Source organism: Pedobacter sp. BG31 (assembly GCF_042464845.1).
GTDB classification, from domain to species: Bacteria; Bacteroidota; Bacteroidia; order Sphingobacteriales; family Sphingobacteriaceae; genus Pedobacter; species Pedobacter suwonensis.
Window position 1 is genome coordinate 239525 of record NZ_JBHNZK010000003.1, and the last position, 17049, is coordinate 256573.

Genomic DNA, 17049 nt, shown 5'->3' on the forward strand with positions numbered 1-17049 from the left:
TAGTGGTTGCGATATTGAAAAGCGCAGAAAAACATCCTGAGGTGGATCAACATGACATCCAGGCGCTGCTGTGGACCATTATTGCCAGAACAAAATTTGCTGATTTTAACGGACAGGTAAAATTAACCGCTGTAAAATTATTAACCCCGAGTCAGATTACACAATTGGAGGGAGGCGCCCTGGGTGTGTTGCCTTTTGATGTAATGGAAAAGGCTAAAGACCAGTTGCCAGCGGGTGTAAAAGCAGTTTTTGAGGCAGAAAACAATATCAGACAGCTGGTAGCTTCCGGAAATTACACTTATGCTGATATGGAAAAATATGCGATTGTGGCGGGTATGGCCCCACCAAGAAGCGATGTACCAAGCGGCATCTGGACCAAACATCCTGATGGTTATTACATACGTTATTTTCCTTCAGGTTATTCAGTTACCAAAGTACAGGTATATGTGCCAAAGGAATTGATGGCAAATGGGAACAAATTGGTTTATGATGCCGCAGGAGATATTGCTTGCCCTGCGAATACGGGATCACAACGTTTGGCACAAACAAATGAGCCACTGGAGGCAAACTATTCTTTGAAACTGACCACGGTTTGTAATCCGAAATAGATTTTTAGTCCTACAAGGTTTCAGAAACCTTATAGGACTGTGGAAAACTTTAGCTTAACGCCTGCTCCAAATCGGCAATAAGATCATCTGCATGTTCCAGTCCAACGGAAATACGGAGCAGATTTTTAGGCGTTTTGCTATCCGGCCCCTCTACTGAGTAGCGATGTTCGATTAAACTCTCCACACCACCTAAACTGGTCGCCTGTGCAAATAACCGGACCTTATTCGCTACTTTATGAGCGGCTTCAACACCACCTTTAACCAGGAACGACATCATGCCACCAAAATCTTTCATCTGTTTTTTTGCAATACCATGTTGCGGATGGTCTTCCAGTCCGGGATAAAAAACGGCCTCTACATTTGGATGTTTATTTAAATAATGAGCGATAATCTTTCCGTTTTCACAATGACCTTTTATGCGGTAGGCCAGGGTTTTTATGCTTCTGCTTAATAAAAAGCAATCGAAGGGTGATGGAACGGCACCGCCGGTTTGCTGTATGTTTTTGATTTTCTCCCACAGCTCATCTTTCTTTGCTGTCACCAAAATTCCTCCAAGCACATCGCTATGGCCACCAAGGTATTTCGTGCTGCTGTGCATTACAATATCTGCTCCTAATAAAATTGGATTTTGTAAAATAGGGGAAGCAAATGTACTATCGCAGACCATGGTGATGTTTTTAGCCTTAGCTATTTTAGCAATCTCTTCTATATCGGTAACCTTCAACAGTGGATTGGATGGTGTTTCGATCCAAATTAGTTTTGTATTGGGCTTGATGTTTGATTCTATTAGCGACAAATTGGTCTGGTCAATAAACTCAAATTCCAGGCTATTATTAAAAATCGTAAGCAATTGTTTTTTAATGCCCCAATACATATCGTCTGGTGCAATAATGTGACTACCGGGTTTCAAAGCCTGAAACAATGCCAACCCGCAGGTATTACCCGAGGAAAATGCTGCTGCATCTTCGCCATATTCCAGTTTAGCTACAGTGTTTTCTAAAGCAGACCGGTTTGGATTGCTTACCCTGCTATACATGTGTCCGCCAGGATAGCCACCATCTTCGTCACGAAAAAATGTGGTAGATAAATTGATAGGCGGCGTAACATCACCTGTATTGATTTTTACAAGATTAGCGGCGTGAATAGCAAGGGTTTCTGGTTTCATGATGATTGATTTTGGACGATGTAATATGGGTATGGGATTTAATAATTTAGCGCTAATTTAAGGTTAGTAACGGTTTTGGCAAGATTTATGTAACAAGTTTGACAAAATTTAAATTACATATAAAATGAAAAGATTATTTATAGCTATCGCAATTGCATGTTCTACCTTAGTAATGTTACAAAGTTGTAATACTGCAAAAAGAGTAACTGCAGGCGTAACAGGTAGCAGAGGTACAGTTGTTCGCGAATGGGTAGTGAGTAATGTAGCTTTGGAAGGTTTGCCTGATGGTGCTGTTCAGGGCTTATTTGGAGAGAAATCTTATAAATGTTTTGAGGGAAGTACATGGAATTTAACCAATAGTGGTAATGGATCTTATACCTTACCTGCATCAAGTACCTGTGGTGCTGTAATGCAGACTATTTTCTGGTCGGCTGCCCCTAAAGATCAAACCTTCCAGTTTAAAAAAATATACGAGGGTGACAAAGCAAAAAATGTAACTGAAGGTTATCGTTTGGTATTAACTGAACTTTCAAGCACACAAATGGTATTAAAATCACCAATTGAATTTGGTGGCAGAACTGCAAATATTATTCTAACTTTTGTACCTGCAGCCAGATAATATTTAACATCGAAAAACATACCCTTAAAGCACTTCTGAAAAGAGGTGCTTTTTTTGTTTACTGTCTTTTAGGGTTGCCACGGAGACACGGATTTACCCGAAGTTTCTTAGAATCACTTGTAGCAGCTTGTTAGCATTGAACTTAGATCCAGGTTTTATCTTACATAAACTACCGTCAAGTGTTGAAACATGGATTTATCCCCGAGCTTGATAGTTATTTCTCCGTGACTTCTGTGTTTCCGTGACTGATATTAACGCCTATAGCTAAGTTTACAATAAAAAGTAATCAATATCTGTGTTGATCAGTGTTCAACTGTGTTTAATAATCAGGTACAATATCCAAAAATCACGGTTTGTTACAAGAAAATGATTTTCAAATCGGCTCATTATCGTATTTTTGTTCAAAATAAATCAGGAATGAATACAACTGAGCAAGTTGAAAAAATATTAGCTGATACCAATTTATCAACTGAACTACAAAACATCGCGCATAAAGTTCTTCATAAAGAGCGGATTACCTTCGACGAAGGTGTGTACTTATACGAACATGCAGAATTGGGTTATCTTGGCGTATTGGCCAACTTTATCCGCGAACAGAGACATGGCGATAAAACCTATTTTAACCGGAACTTCCATCTGGAACCTACCAACCTTTGCGTTTACGACTGCAAATTTTGTTCTTATTCCCGTTTAATCAAGCAAAAAGAGGAAGGCTGGGCCTTAACGATGGAGCAAATGCTCGATATTGTTAAAAAATATGATGGCGAACCGGTAACAGAGGTACACATTGTAGGAGGGGTACTTCCTCAATATGATGTAGCCTTTTATTCGGCTTTGTTCACCGCTATTAAACAACACCGTCCGGATTTACATGTTAAAGCATTAACCCCTGTAGAGTACCATTATATCTTCAAAAAGGCTAAAATTGATTATGCAACGGGTATGCGTTTGATGAAAGAAGCCGGCTTGGAATCTATACCGGGCGGAGGGGCAGAAATTTTTCATCCCGAAATCAGGGAACAGATTGCCAAAGACAAATGTACCGGTCAGCAATGGCTGGATATCCATGAAGAATGGCACAAATTAGGTATGCGGAGTAACGCAACCATGCTTTATGGACATATTGAAAAATACTGGCACCGGGTTGACCATATGGAAAAACTACGCCAACTGCAGGATCGTACGGGCGGTTTCCAAACTTTTATTCCTTTAAAATTCAGAAATCAGCATAACCAGATGAGCAATGTGCCTGAATCTTCGGTAATCGAAGATTTGAGAAATTATGCAATTGCCCGAATCTATCTAGACAATTTTGATCATATTAAAGCTTACTGGGCCATGATCAGTCGCGAAACGGCACAGTTATCCCTAAATTATGGCGTTGATGATATTGACGGTACTTTGGATGATACGACTAAAATTTACTCAATGGCTGGAGCCGAAGAGCAGAATCCGGCGATGAGCACTAAAGAGCTGGTTAATCTGATTAAACAAGTGGGCCGGAAAGCAATTGAACGCGATACACTATACAATGTAGTTACCGATTTCGAAAATGTTGTTTTTGAGGAAGAAAAGAAACCGCAATATTATAAATTACCGGTAGTAAATTAAGATTGTTATGATGATAGGATTTTAAGATCTTTTCGCAAAGTCAAAAAATAATAAATGTTAATCCTGCAATCTTATAATCCAAAAAATCCCATTTAATGGTTAAAGAAATATACATCATACGCCACGGCGAAACAGAACTTAACAGACAGGGCATAGTACAGGGCAGGGGTATAAATTCTGATCTAAATGATTTGGGGAGGGCGCAAGCTGAAGCTTTTTATCAAAAATACAAGGATGTTCCTTTTGATAAAATTTACACATCCGATCTCAAACGAACCTGGCAAACGGTGCAGAAGTTTATCGATGCTAAATTACCCTGGGAAAAACTTTCGGGATTAGATGAGCTGGCATGGGGTATCTGGGAAGGAAAACCCAATACCGAAGAGGCACGCGAGGCTTTTCGTGAGATGTTACAAAGCTGGGAGAATGGAGATTATTCCGCGCATTTTGAAGGTGGCGAAAGCGTTCAGGATGTTTACGAACGTTTAAAACAACCCATGGAGGTTTTAATGACCCGACCAGAGGAAAAAACAGTATTGCTTTGTATGCATGGCCGGGCGATGCGTGTTTTTTTATGCTTACTCTTAGGAAAACCATTGAGCGAAATGACTGAATTCCCACATCAGAATACCGTGTTGTACAAAATGGGTTTTGAGGATGGAAAATTTACCGTGCTCGAATTTAACAGCGCAGTACATTTAGACGGTTTAGTAATCGGAGAATAAACAGCCCCGGTTCGTGTCTTCATGAAACGAAGTGCGTTAATCGCTCCTGAGGACACAAACCACATAAGATTGTTTAGTAATTAAATAATTTGCTTAACGCGAAACGCGAAGCGCAAAACATAACACCTTGAATAAGATTAAAATATCGGCGGTTGCCTACACCAATACAAAAGCTTTTATATACGGATTAACACATTCAGACATCATTAATAAGATTGATTTAAGTTTATATATCCCTTCAGATTGCGCAGCAAAAGTGATTAATGGTCAGGCAGATATCGGCTTGATGCCTGTCGCAGCTATTCCTTTGGTTCCAAATGCCAATATTGTGGCCGATTACTGTATAGGCAGTGATGGCGGCGTAAATTCTGTATTTATTTTTAGTGAAGTTCCGGCAAATGAAATTAAAACGCTAAGGCTGGATGCCCACTCCCGTACCTCAAACAACTTAGCCAAAGTATTGCTAAAATTTCATTGGAAAAAGGAGGTAGAATTTACTACCGATCCAGACGCAAAAACAGATGCTTTTGTTTTGATTGGCGACAGGACTTTTGGTAAAAAAGATGATTTTGCCTACGCTTATGATATGGGCGAGGAATGGAAAAAACTTACTGGCCTACCTTTTATGTATGCAGCTTGGGTAGCCAATAAAGAGATTTCAGAAGATTTTAAAGCTGAATTTAATGCAGCTTTAAAGTTTGGTTTAGATCATCGGAAAGAAGTTTTGGCGGAATTATCTGAATCGCCAAATTTCGATCTGGAAGATTACCTTTATCATAAACTTCAATTTGATGTTACAGAAGACAGAAAGAAAGCTTTGTATCTGTTTTTGGGATATATAGAAGAATTAGAAAAAGTTAAATTATAAAAAACTACAATAATGATTGTCAAGTTGAGCCTGTCGAAACGCTTCATAAAATACGTTCAGAGGTCCTTCGACAGGGTCAGGATGACATTTTATATCTATTAATGTGCTTTCATTTTTCCTGCCACTTTTTCTAAAGCACTTTTTAGTTTTGTTAAGGCGCCTGTGATCGCTAAATCGTACGTGTTACCCAGGTTGGTCACTGCTATAGGATCTTTTCCGGTTATTCTGGCCTCTAACAAACATCTTTTATCATCCAGACCATCTTTACTACCGTTCTCATCAGAAAGATGAACTTCTAAACGCGTAATCAGATCGCTAAACCTGCTCAGGCCTTCATTTAACTGAGTGTTGATTTTTTCTTCGTATTCCTGATGGATGGTTAAATTCTTGTCGGTGTTCAGTTGGATCGTCATAATTAAAAAATTAGGTTAAAATTTATATAACGTTAACACATGACTAGGGTAATTGTTTCTATGGGTTAACTGATTAATTGTATTAATTGGGTTAAAACAGACCATTGTACCTGAACCTGGTAGTAGCGAACACGAGCGTAGCGAAGTAAAGCGGATAACAGGACTACATTCTCCGAAATGCACAGAAACCTTCATTTCCAAATAATGGTTAACTGTTTAATCGTATAAATTGGTTAACTGTATAAGTACCAGATTTATTGTATAACCGGGTTAAAACAGACCATTGTACCTAAACCTGGTATGAGCGGGCACGGAGTGCAATGAAGTAAAGCGGATAACAGGACTACACTATCCCAAATGCACAGAAACCTTCATTTCCAAATAATGGCAATTGTTTAATTGTATAAATTGGTTAACTGTGTAGGTGCCGAATTTATTGTATAACCGGGTTAAAACAGACCATTGTACCTAAACCTGGTAGGAGCGAACACGAGCGCAGCGAAGTAAAGCGGATAACAGGACTACATTCTCCGAAATGCACAGAACCTTTCATTTCCAAAAATGGTTAATTGTTTTAATTGTATAAACTGGTTAATTATTGAGCTCACGATCATACGACTAGATTGGAACCAGACCATTGTACCTAAACCTGGTAGGAGCGAACACGAGCGAAGCGAAGTAAAGCGGATAACAGGACTACATTCTCCGAAATGCACAGAACCTTTCATTTCCAAAAATGGTTAATTGTTTTAATTGTATAAACTGGTTAATTATTGGGCTCACGATCATACGACTAGATTGGAACCAGACCATTGTACCTAAACCTGATCGGAGCGAACACGAGTGCAACGAAGTAAAGCGATTAACAGGACTACACTATCCCAAATGCACCCCCCCCTTCATTTCCAAATAATGATTAACTGTTTAATCGTATAAATTGGTTAACTGTTGACAAAAGAAAATTATTATGCACTTGGGTTAAAACAGACCATTGTGACTAAACCTGATTGAAGCGGTAGCTCCCGATTGAAGAGAGGGCCTACAAGCGTAAAGCAGGACTGCGCTATCCCAAATGTACAGACCCCTTGATTTTCGAATGACAGTTAACTGTTGATGGAAGAAAACAATGATGAGGTTAAAGTTAGCTGATTAACCCTGGCTTTTAAACAATCTTTCAACTTTTCAACAAAACAGCGGTAAAATGCTTATTCATGTTATCTTTATGGCTTTTGTAAATTCATTTCAGTTTTGGCTAAAGACACGAATAAAGAAACCCCGTTAATGCAGCAGTACAACGCGATAAAAGCGAAGTACCCGGGTGCACTTTTACTATTTAGGGTTGGCGATTTTTATGAAACCTTTGGCGAAGATGCCATTAAAACGGCACAGATTTTAGGCATCGTATTAACCAGAAGAGGTACCGGACCCAATGGTGGTGCTTTGGAACTGGCCGGTTTTCCGCACCATTCTTTAGATAATTATTTATCGAAACTGGTCAGGGCGGGGCAGCGCGTTGCCATTTGCGATCAGCTTGAAGATCCTAAAACAACAAAAACCATTGTAAAAAGAGGTGTAACAGAGCTGGTTACCCCAGGCGTAGCTTACGGCGACAATATTGTAAACCAGAAATCGAACAATTTCCTGGCCTGCGTTTTTTTCGATAAAACACAATTGGGTGTTTCATTTTTAGATATATCTACAGGCGAATTTTTAATTGCGCAAGGCAATAGCGATTATATCGATAAACTTCTGCAGGGTTTTAAGCCTACAGAAGTTATCTTTCAAAAATCAAAGAGACAAGCCTTTACCGAAAACTTTGGCGACCGTTTTTACACCTTTGGCTTAGACGAATGGCCATTTACCACTGATTTTGGAAACGAAACCCTGATGAAACATTTTGAAGTTTCGTCATTAAAAGGTTTCGGTATCGATCGTTTACAAAGCGGAATTGTTGCTGCTGGTGTTATTTTACATTATTTAGGTGAAACCGAACACCGCAACCTGCAGCACATTACTTCCATTAGCCGCATTGAAGAAGACCGTTACATGTGGCTCGACCGTTTTACCATCCGAAACCTGGAATTGGTGAATTCACCTAACGACAATGCCGTAACGCTTTTTGATATTTTAGATCACACCTGTACCCCAATGGGCGCACGTTTGTTACAGAAGTGGATTATTATGCCATTGAAAGAGCTGAAACCCATTCAGGAACGCTTGGGCATGGTAGAATATTTTGTGGCAAACGAAACATTACAGGAAGAATTTCTATCGCACATTAAACAGATAGGAGATTTAGAACGTTTAATTTCCAAAGTTGGTTTACAACGGGTTGGCCCGAGGGAATTGGTGGCTTTAAAACGTGCACTTTACCACATTGAAGCCGTTAAAAAACTTGCTGCAGATTCTAAAAATCCTTTCCTGATTAAAATAGCAGATCAGTTAAATCCATGTTTAGCCATCCGGGAACGAATAGAAAAGGAATTGCAGGCCGAACCACCAGCGTTGCTGATTAAAGGAAATGTAATTGCCGACGGGGTTGACGAAGATTTAGACCGTTTGCGCAAAATTGCTTTTGGTGGGAAAGATTACCTGGTTCAGATTCAGAAGCGGGAAGCAGAAGCAACAGGCATCCCATCTTTGAAAATCGCCTTCAATAATGTATTTGGTTATTATTTAGAAGTTACCCATACCCATAAAGATAAGGTACCCGATGGCTGGATCCGTAAGCAGACCTTGGTAAATGCGGAACGATACATTACGCCCGAGCTGAAAGAGTATGAAGATCAGATTTTAGGTGCTGAGGAAAAGATACAGGCCATCGAAATCCGTTTGTACAACGAACTGATGTATGAAACGGCGAGTTACATCAAACCCATCCAGCTTGATTCATATCTCATCGCACAGCTTGATTGTTTGCTGTGTTTTGCTCAACTGGCAGCTAAAAACCATTATAACAAACCAAAGGTTACCCAAAACAAAGTGCTCGATATTAAAGGTGGCCGCCACCCGGTAATTGAAAAACAATTGCCTGTTGGTACAGAATACATTACCAACGATGTATATCTTGATACCGAAAGTCAGCAGATCATCATGATTACCGGTCCTAACATGGCGGGTAAATCAGCCATTTTAAGGCAAACGGCATTAATTGTATTAATGGCACAGATGGGTTCCTTTGTGCCGGCAAAAGATGCAGAAGTAGGCATAGTGGATAAGATTTTTACCCGTGTAGGGGCATCTGATAACATCTCCTCAGGAGAAAGTACGTTTATGGTAGAAATGAACGAGACGGCAAGTATCCTGAACAATATCTCTGATGATAGTTTGATCCTGCTTGATGAAATTGGTCGCGGAACAAGTACATATGATGGTATTTCGATTGCCTGGGCAATTGCGGAATTTCTGCATCAGCATCCAGCGGCCCGACCTAAAACCTTATTTGCCACGCACTACCATGAGCTAAACGAACTGGCCAATACCATGCCCCGCATTAAAAACTTTAATGTATCGGTAAAAGAAATGAGCAATAAGGTAATTTTCTTAAGAAAACTTATACCTGGTGGTAGTGAACATAGCTTTGGTATACATGTGGCAAAAATGGCCGGTATGCCGACAAAATTAATAGGACGTGCGAATGAGATTCTTAAAAAATTAGAAATAGACCGTACAGAAGGACAAAGTATAAAAGACAGCATTAAAAAAGTACAAAACCAGGCCTACCAGTTACAGATGTTTGCCATTGATGATCCGATTTTGGTGAAAATACGTGATACTTTAAATAATTTAGATGTAAATGCGTTAACTCCTGTTGAGGCACTGTTAAAATTAGACGAAATACAGCGGTTAATAAAAAATTAACGACAGGTAAAAAACGTGAACATAGATGTTGGTAGGTTGGTATGATAGCTATCTGTCTGATTGTGTGACCAAAAGAATTAAAAAATATGATAAAAGCTAAATATTGTTATTCTTTAATTTTAATGTTCTCCATCATTATAACATCCTGCGGAACAAGAAAATACACGGTTAAAAGTGATACGAAAGCAGCACAGGCGGCTGATGCGATGGCTAATTTAAAAAGCAAATCGCTTTATCGTTTTATTACCGATTGGACAGGAGTGAAGTACCGTTTTGGCGGATTAGATAAGAATGGGATTGATTGTTCCGGTTTTGCATTCTTATTGGAGAAAGAAATATTTGGGGTTACACTACCACGTATTTCCCGCGAGCAGGCCAATGTGGTCAGAAGGAAAGATATTGATAGCCTGAAAGAGGGCGATCTTGTGTTTTTCTCTTTTGGTGGAAACGATGTAGACCATGTGGGCGTTTACCTCAATAATGGTTTTTTTGTACATGCCAGTACCACACGAGGGGTAATTGTAGATGATTTAACATTACCGGCTTATCAAAAGGTTTTGGTTAAATCCGGATCGGTTAATTGATAGCTGTCGTCATTTGGACTGAAGTTCAACGAAATGTAGAAATTTTTAATATCTGTTCTTAACTACCAACCGATCCAGGAATCACAGACGCTTAACAGGCTTCATTAAGATTCCCGCCTGCACGGAAATGACGAACAACCGTTCAGGGTGACGGAATGTAAAACAACAATCCACTAAAATTTCGTTATCATGCGCATAATCCTCATAATCGGTTTTTCTTTAATAACTTATGCTACTAATGCACAAGTAAAATTACTCACCCTAAATGAACTGGATAAACGCATTGCCAATGGAAAAGATACCACCTACGTCATCAATTTCTGGGCAACCTGGTGCTCGCCATGTGTAGCCGAATTGCCGAATTTCGAGAAACTACGGTTAGCTAATATAAAGAAACCGGTGAAAGTAATTTTGGTAAGCCTGGATTTTAAATCAAAACTGCAAAAAGAAGTTATTCCATTTGTACAGCGTAATCAAATCAATGCGGAAGTATTTCTTTTAAATGAGCCTGATCAGCAACAGTATACAGAACGGATCGACAAAAAATGGTCGGGCGCTATTCCTGCTACCCTGTTTGTAAACCAAAAATCAAGGCAACTCTATGAAAAAGAATTTACCGAAGCTGAACTGAAAAATACTCTGCTGAACCTGAAATAAATCATCCCTCAAATTAAAAAAAATTAAATATAACTCAACCACCATTGCCTGTGTGTTTGCTTGTATCTTTTAAACCACCTGCAGGGAAGGTACAAAGAAGCTACCACACAAATCCATATCAAATAAACACCAGGTAAACCAAATCCAAAAGCTGCCGGCCTAAATAAAAACGGAACCTGCATAATTTCTTTTTCGCTATGCCCTGTGGCAAAAAATGCCATCACCAGGAGTATATGCAATAAATAAAAATGTATCACATAATAAAAGAAAGGTACAGCGCCATATACGGCGGTTATCTTCGTAAACCAATTGGCTGTTTTTTCGATAAGCGCTAAAAACAGCAGTGCTGGGCCCAATGTCATGGCTGTGTATTGCAAGGAGGGAGGATATTTGCTTACGTTAAAAAAGGACAACAGGTTCTTAAAGAAATCATGATACTCCTTACGCGGTGCCGGATCGCCGTAAATATTGATGAGCCTCAAGGTAATAAACAATAATATGGTTAATAATCCGGCAACCAGTAAATTTCGCTTTCTGAGTTCGTTAGCATATTCTTTTTTATACCATGCGCCAATCCCATAACCTAAAAACATAATGCCTGTCCAGGGCAGGATGGCATAAAAAATACCGACTAAATGATTGCTGGATAAAGGTATAACCGTTCCCGAAGCAGTAAAAAATACTTTCAAAATCAATCCGGCTGTTTGATCGGCTGGTTTGGGCAATAAATCGAAAAGATTGTGTCCAAAAACCAGAATATAGCCGATGACGACTACGCTTTGATAAGAGATCCGGCTCGCCAATGCCAGGAAGATCATGCTCCAGCCAGTTGCCCAGATTACCTGTAAAATAATAAAGTTGTATTGCAGATTAAAGGTAAGACCGAGCGATACCACTGCTATTTCAATAAAAATTAACCATAAACCCCGTTTAAATAAAAATGAAGCTGCCTGAGCTGGCGTTTTATGTTGTGCAGATAAATAAGCTGATAATCCTGACAGGAAAACAAAAACGGGCGCACAGAAATGGGTAATCCAGCGGGTAAAAAACAAAAGGCCCGTGGTGGTCTCAGGATTTAGCGGATCAGCTGTCATCGCACCAATATGAAAAAAATCTCTGGTATGATCCAGCGCCATTACAATCATTACAAATCCACGTAGTATATCAATAGATAAAATACGTTTAGACAGTGAAACGTTATCAGCATCCATAAAATTAGGTTTGGTTAATTAAATATATTATTTTATATCTATAATTAATCACCTTAGCAAAAGAACACAAGCTGAATCAATTGAATATATTGTGTAAGAAAATCGATTTAGGAATAGTTAAATTGAACATTATGATTTTGATGTTCGAAAAATTATGATAATATTTGTTAAGGACTAACCGAATAATATTTACCGCTGCAAGTGATATGAATTTATAAGGTATCGTAACACTATCGCTAAAAATTAAACCTAAATATCATAATTAATCATAATGAAAAGAAGGACATTTATACAAAACACTGGCTTATTAGGAGCAGGCGTTGTTGCATCAAAATTTTCGTTCGCCGCTAATCTGGCGCCCGAATTTCCGGTGGTACGCGTAGCTGCTGCAAAACGACATTTTAAAAGTAAAGCGGTAGACGCAGCCATTAACACCTTCAGGTCAAATGTTAAGAATCCCGAATTAGCATGGCTGTTTGAAAATTGTTTCCCAAATACTTTAGATACGACGGTTTATCATGAAGAAAAAGATGGCAGACCAGATACCTATGTAATTACAGGCGACATTGATGCCATGTGGCTACGCGATAGTTCAGCCCAGGTTTGGCCTTACCTGCAATTTGTTAATGAGGATGAGCCACTTAAAAAACTGATTGCCGGTGTAATTATCCACCAAACCAAATGTATTTTAAAAGATCCTTATGCCAATGCTTTTTATGGTGATGCCAATAAAGTGGGAGAGTGGAAGACCGATAAAACCGCTATGCAGCCAGGCGTACACGAGCGCAAGTGGGAAATCGATTCATTGTGTTACCCGATCCGTTTGGCTTACCATTATTGGAAAAAGACAGGTGATAAAACCCCTTTCGATGCCGATTGGAAAAAAGGAATTGAGGCTACGTTGAAAACTTTTAAAGAGCAACAACGCAAAACCGGTAAAGGCCCCTATCATTTCCAGCGGGAAACCACACAACCTACCGATTCGTTACCCATGGCGGGTTACGGTTTTCCGGTAAATCCTGTTGGTTTGATCTGTTCTGCTTTCCGCCCGAGTGATGACGCCACTATTTTTCCATTTCTGGTTCCTTCAAACTTCTTTGCGGCATCAAGCCTAAAGCAGGCTGCAGAGATGATTAAAGCGCTAAACAGCGATAAAACTTTAGAAAGTAATTTATTAAATCTGGCCAACGAGGTAAATGCTGCGCTTCAAAAACATGCCATTGTAAATCACCCTAAATATGGCAAAATTTATGCTTTTGAGGTAGATGGTTTTGGAAGTTCTTATTTAATGGACGATTCAAATGTACCCAGTTTATTGAGTTTGCCTTATCTGGGCGCAATGAAAATTGAAGATCCGATTTATCAGAACACCAGGAAATTTGCCCTTTCTAAAGATAATCCATATTTCTTTAAAGGCACAGCGGCTGAGGGTATCGGTGGTCCACACGCGGGGCAAGACATGATCTGGCCAATGAGCATTACCATGCGTGCACTTACCTCTAAAGATGATGCCGAGATTAAATATTGTATAGATACTTTGCGCAAAACACATGCAGGCAAAGGTTTTATGCACGAGTCGTTCAACAAAGATAATCCAGCCAACTTTACAAGAGCCTGGTTTGCCTGGTCGAATACGCTATTCGGAGAATTGCTCTGGAAAACGTATCATGAGAAACCTGCCTTGTTAAAGGCATAAAAGCTACGGGCCGTGTTTGTATTGATCGTTTGGATAAAAGGCGAATCGATATAAACACGGTTTTGTTTGACATAAGCGGATTCAGATTAAATCGGTAAATTATGCGTTCTTAAACGAATCAATATGAGCAACATTTTTGTAGACGATAAAGTGCCGACATCAACACTACTGGAACTAAAAGCAGGGGAGGCGATTAACAATAATCATTTAGCTGGTGTCATCAAACAGATTGATATCACCGAAACGGATGAATTTTTAATGTTTCGATTTGTATTGGCACAGGGTGAAATTGAAGTAAGAAAACTTAAACAGGTTTGTTAGCGCTATGCTCTTATCAGCTACTGGATGAGGATACGATAAACAATTTTGATTAACTATAATTAAGGGCCAAAAACCGTTCGACTCCGTTACGATTGACAGACTCAAATAGTGCGGTTGTCATCCGATAGCAATCGGATTTCGTGTATGCCGGAATCTTAAAGCAAACGATCTAAAATTCCCATCCGATAGCTATCAAATCAAGTTTGGAATGACGATTCCTCAAGGGATATCACTAATTAGATTTTATCTGTTATTTATAATGATTTTTATCCATTAAATTATCCCCCGGCGCGACCGACAGGAATTAAATACGTTCAAAAAAACTTTAGAACAGTTTACCGATCGAACACCGATAATTAATTAAACTGGTACGTTTTTCCGGCCAGCGTATTAAAACGATACCTGAAATCTTTATCCGATTTTTCCTGAACAATATCTTTCGCGTTTCCCTTTAGCTGATTCGGCGTTCTTACGATACATGGCCCGCCCGATAACGATTTGATAGCTAAAGAAACCACTTTGCCATTTTTCCACTCCAGATCGGTAATTTCGAAGTCTCCACGTGCCCTTAAACCCTGAATGCTTCCCGTAACCCATTGATCAGGCAAAGCTGGCAGAAATTGCAGTTCGCCGGCCTGGCTTTGCAGCAGCATTTCAGAAATACCTGCAGTATAGCCGAAATTTCCGTCAATTTGAAAGGGTGGGTGTGCGCAGAGTAAATTGGTATAGATTCCCCCTCCCTTATTGTAGTCGGTACCAGAACCACCAACGGGCGTAATAAAGTTTTGCAGGATTTTATAAGCGTGATTACCATCCTGTAACCTGGCCCAGAAATTCATTTTCCAGGCCATCGACCAGCCGGTCGATTCATCGCCACGGGCAGTTAAGGTTACTCTGGCTGCCTTTGCCAGTTCTGGTGTTTTAATGGTGCTGATTTCTCTGCCGGGGTGTAAACCAAAGAGATGTGAAATATGCCTGTGTTGGTCGGCAGGGTCATCACGATCGGTTTCCCATTCCTGCAACTGACCCCATTTCCCAATTTTTGGCTTTAATAAGTGTGCTTTTAAATCGGCAATGTGTTTTTTGTAATCAGCATCTACGCCCAAAACTTCAGCCGCTTCAATGTAGTTGGTAAAAAGGTCAAACACAATTTGTTGATCATGCGTAACCCCATCTTCCGTTGGTCCGTGTTCTGGCGACCAGCCCATTGGTGATACCAGTGTTCCATCTGGTCTCCTTTTTAAATGGTCATCCCAAAATTCAGCGATTTCTTTTATTATCGGATAGGCAAAGTTCTTCAGGTAATTTTTATCCTTTGTAAAGGCATAATGCTCCCAAAGAGCCTGCGCATACCAGGCACTTCCAGGGGTATTCCAAAGAAAGCTCATGCCACCAAAAATATTATTTTCGGTTTTAACCGTCCAGCCTCTGGTATTTGGATACTGCTTGCGGGTATGCATGGCACTCACCTCGCGCATGCTGTTAATATAATCTAAGTAGGGGATCATGCATTCAGAGAGGTTGGTCGGCTCGGCAAGCCAGTAATTCATCTGGATGTTGATGTTTGAGTGGTAATCACTGCCCCATGGCGGCGTGTTGCTTTCGTTCCAAAGTCCTTGCAAATTGGCAGGTAAGCCACCTGCTCTTGATGAACTGATCAGCAAATATCTGCCATACTGAAAAATTAATGCTTCAAGAGCGGGGTCTGCTTTATTTTTATAGTTGATCAATCTTTGGTAGGTGGGTAGCTTCTGTGTATTTTCATCGCTCTTGCCAAGGTTTATTGCGAGGCGATTATATAATTTGCTATAATCCTGAATATGTGCATTTAAAAGTTTATCATAACTTTTGGCTTTAACGGCATTTAAAATACGGTTAACTTTAGGTGCCGGCTCTTCACCTTTCCAGTTTTGCGCTCGTTTATTGCTGTAATTGGTCGCCGCAGTAAACGTAAGGGTAATGGCGTCAGCAGCTGTTATTTTCAATTTTTCAGTATTACCATCTTTTATCGATTCAAGCTTTCCATTTTCGATCTTAACAGCAGCAATAGCCTGGTAAGTCATGCCATTTGGTAGTTTACCCGTAATCTGAATGGTATTGCCCTTCGCGATGATGATCCCATCATGCGCATCTTTTAAGCCAATCATTGCAGAATAAGCTTTTTTCTGGTTAGCGGTAAAGCGCAGTACCATCACTTTATCCGGAAAGCTGCAAAAATACTCACGTTTAAATTGGTTGCCATTTTGGGTATAACTAATGGTATGTACAGCATTAGTAAGATTGAGTTTACGGGTATAGTTGGTAAATTGTTGTTCTTTATGATTGAAATCAATAAACAAATCGCCAAAAGCCTGGTACATACCCCGGTCGTTCTCATCGCCGGTCCATAGCGTATTGTCATTAAATTGAATATGTTCCTGATCAACACCTCCGAAAATCATCCCGCCGATACGTCCGTTACCGATAGGATAGGCTTCCGTCATCCATTGCTGTGCAGGTTTGGTATCCCACATGGTAAAGGCAGTATTTTCTTTGTTCTGTGCAAGAAGCCTGTTGGCAGAGCAGAAGAGCAGTAAGTACAAGAAAAATGCGCAAAGGATGTTTTGCCTGTAATTTAAAAGCATATTGGTTATTTGATTAGTCTTTAAGCCAAAGATATATAAAATAGCACAGCGAGCATGAAAATCGCGGCGGCAAAGCATACTGATAT

Annotated in this window: 14 protein-coding genes; 10 read left to right on the plus strand and 4 right to left on the minus strand. The window is 39.8% G+C overall.

Going from position 1 to position 17049, the window contains the following annotated elements; all coding sequences use genetic code 11:
• Positions 1 to 14: 14 nt before the first annotated feature.
• Positions 15 to 608 carry a hypothetical protein gene (locus tag ACFE6N_RS06200; protein WP_378934818.1) on the plus strand — a complete coding sequence of 198 codons (594 nt, stop codon included), beginning with the start codon at positions 15 to 17 and terminating at the stop codon, positions 606 to 608.
• Positions 609 to 657: 49 nt separating this feature from the next.
• Here the strand turns inward: ACFE6N_RS06200 and ACFE6N_RS06205 are convergent, their stop codons facing one another.
• Positions 658 to 1773: a trans-sulfuration enzyme family protein gene (locus ACFE6N_RS06205; protein ID WP_378934819.1), complete on the minus strand. Its 1116-nt coding sequence runs from the start codon at positions 1771 to 1773 to the stop codon at positions 658 to 660.
• Positions 1774 to 1897: 124 nt separating this feature from the next.
• Between ACFE6N_RS06205 and ACFE6N_RS06210 the strand changes: the two genes are divergently transcribed.
• The 4 genes from ACFE6N_RS06210 (at position 1898) to ACFE6N_RS06225 (ending at position 5596) form a co-directional block, all read left to right on the plus strand.
• A complete protein-coding gene (locus ACFE6N_RS06210) occupies positions 1898 to 2392 on the plus strand; it encodes a hypothetical protein (protein ID WP_293742027.1) in 495 nt (164 codons plus the stop codon).
• Positions 2393 to 2809: 417 nt separating this feature from the next.
• Positions 2810 to 4003 (plus strand): aminofutalosine synthase MqnE, encoded by a 1194-nt coding sequence (mqnE, locus tag ACFE6N_RS06215; RefSeq protein ID WP_378934821.1) that lies wholly within the window; start codon positions 2810 to 2812, stop codon positions 4001 to 4003.
• A 95-nt stretch (positions 4004 to 4098) separates the two neighbouring features.
• A complete protein-coding gene (locus ACFE6N_RS06220; RefSeq protein WP_090979409.1) occupies positions 4099 to 4728 on the plus strand; it encodes a histidine phosphatase family protein in 630 nt (209 codons plus the stop codon).
• A 127-nt stretch (positions 4729 to 4855) separates the two neighbouring features.
• Complete coding sequence (locus ACFE6N_RS06225) at positions 4856 to 5596, plus strand: menaquinone biosynthetic enzyme MqnA/MqnD family protein (RefSeq protein ID WP_378934823.1); 741 nt, start codon at positions 4856 to 4858, stop codon at positions 5594 to 5596.
• Positions 5597 to 5694: 98 nt separating this feature from the next.
• On the opposite strand, the gene ACFE6N_RS06230 is transcribed toward ACFE6N_RS06225, so the two are convergent.
• On the minus strand, positions 5695 to 6009 hold the full coding sequence (locus ACFE6N_RS06230; protein WP_090979404.1) for an HPF/RaiA family ribosome-associated protein: 315 nt from the start codon (positions 6007 to 6009) through the stop codon (positions 5695 to 5697).
• 1248 nt (positions 6010 to 7257) lie between these two features.
• Between ACFE6N_RS06230 and mutS the strand changes: the two genes are divergently transcribed.
• From mutS to ACFE6N_RS06245, 3 genes are all read left to right on the plus strand, one after another.
• Positions 7258 to 9870 carry a DNA mismatch repair protein MutS gene (mutS, locus tag ACFE6N_RS06235; RefSeq protein WP_378934825.1) on the plus strand — a complete coding sequence of 871 codons (2613 nt, stop codon included), beginning with the start codon at positions 7258 to 7260 and terminating at the stop codon, positions 9868 to 9870.
• An 86-nt stretch (positions 9871 to 9956) separates the two neighbouring features.
• A complete protein-coding gene (locus ACFE6N_RS06240; RefSeq protein WP_378934827.1) occupies positions 9957 to 10454 on the plus strand; it encodes a C40 family peptidase in 498 nt (165 codons plus the stop codon).
• A gap of 189 nt (positions 10455 to 10643) precedes the next feature.
• Positions 10644 to 11111: a TlpA disulfide reductase family protein gene (locus ACFE6N_RS06245; protein ID WP_378934829.1), complete on the plus strand. Its 468-nt coding sequence runs from the start codon at positions 10644 to 10646 to the stop codon at positions 11109 to 11111.
• 23 nt (positions 11112 to 11134) lie between these two features.
• Here ACFE6N_RS06245 and ACFE6N_RS06250 read toward each other — a convergent pair whose 3' ends face one another.
• A complete protein-coding gene (locus ACFE6N_RS06250) occupies positions 11135 to 12322 on the minus strand; it encodes a DUF1624 domain-containing protein (protein WP_378934831.1) in 1188 nt (395 codons plus the stop codon).
• Positions 12323 to 12593: 271 nt separating this feature from the next.
• Here ACFE6N_RS06250 and ACFE6N_RS06255 point away from each other — a divergent pair, with 271 nt between their 5' ends.
• Together ACFE6N_RS06255 and ACFE6N_RS06260 are read left to right on the plus strand one after the other, a co-directional pair.
• Positions 12594 to 14018 carry a glycoside hydrolase family 125 protein gene (locus tag ACFE6N_RS06255; RefSeq protein WP_378934833.1) on the plus strand — a complete coding sequence of 475 codons (1425 nt, stop codon included), beginning with the start codon at positions 12594 to 12596 and terminating at the stop codon, positions 14016 to 14018.
• A 123-nt stretch (positions 14019 to 14141) separates the two neighbouring features.
• Complete coding sequence (locus ACFE6N_RS06260; protein WP_378934834.1) at positions 14142 to 14339, plus strand: hypothetical protein; 198 nt, start codon at positions 14142 to 14144, stop codon at positions 14337 to 14339.
• Positions 14340 to 14695: 356 nt separating this feature from the next.
• On the opposite strand, the gene ACFE6N_RS06265 is transcribed toward ACFE6N_RS06260, so the two are convergent.
• Entirely contained in the window at positions 14696 to 16963 is a 2268-nt protein-coding gene (locus tag ACFE6N_RS06265; protein ID WP_378934836.1) for a glycosyl hydrolase family 95 catalytic domain-containing protein, read from the minus strand.
• Positions 16964 to 17049: the final 86 nt, after the last annotated feature.

What these genes read in the sequence shown, in the direction of transcription:
- ACFE6N_RS06250 (WP_378934831.1), bottom strand. Translation starts at nt 12,322, where the DNA reads ATGGATGCTGATAACGTTTCACTGTCTAAACGTATTTTATCTATTGAT.
- ACFE6N_RS06265 (WP_378934836.1), bottom strand. Translation starts at nt 16,963, where the DNA reads ATGCTTTTAAATTACAGGCAAAACATCCTTTGCGCATTTTTCTTGTAC.
- ACFE6N_RS06255 (WP_378934833.1), top strand. Translation starts at nt 12,594, where the DNA reads ATGAAAAGAAGGACATTTATACAAAACACTGGCTTATTAGGAGCAGGC.
- ACFE6N_RS06210 (WP_293742027.1), top strand. Translation starts at nt 1,898, where the DNA reads ATGAAAAGATTATTTATAGCTATCGCAATTGCATGTTCTACCTTAGTA.
- ACFE6N_RS06230 (WP_090979404.1), bottom strand. Translation starts at nt 6,009, where the DNA reads ATGACGATCCAACTGAACACCGACAAGAATTTAACCATCCATCAGGAA.
- ACFE6N_RS06260 (WP_378934834.1), top strand. Translation starts at nt 14,142, where the DNA reads ATGAGCAACATTTTTGTAGACGATAAAGTGCCGACATCAACACTACTG.
- ACFE6N_RS06240 (WP_378934827.1), top strand. Translation starts at nt 9,957, where the DNA reads ATGATAAAAGCTAAATATTGTTATTCTTTAATTTTAATGTTCTCCATC.
- ACFE6N_RS06205 (WP_378934819.1), bottom strand. Translation starts at nt 1,773, where the DNA reads ATGAAACCAGAAACCCTTGCTATTCACGCCGCTAATCTTGTAAAAATC.
- mqnE (WP_378934821.1), top strand. Translation starts at nt 2,810, where the DNA reads ATGAATACAACTGAGCAAGTTGAAAAAATATTAGCTGATACCAATTTA.
- ACFE6N_RS06220 (WP_090979409.1), top strand. Translation starts at nt 4,099, where the DNA reads ATGGTTAAAGAAATATACATCATACGCCACGGCGAAACAGAACTTAAC.
- ACFE6N_RS06245 (WP_378934829.1), top strand. Translation starts at nt 10,644, where the DNA reads ATGCGCATAATCCTCATAATCGGTTTTTCTTTAATAACTTATGCTACT.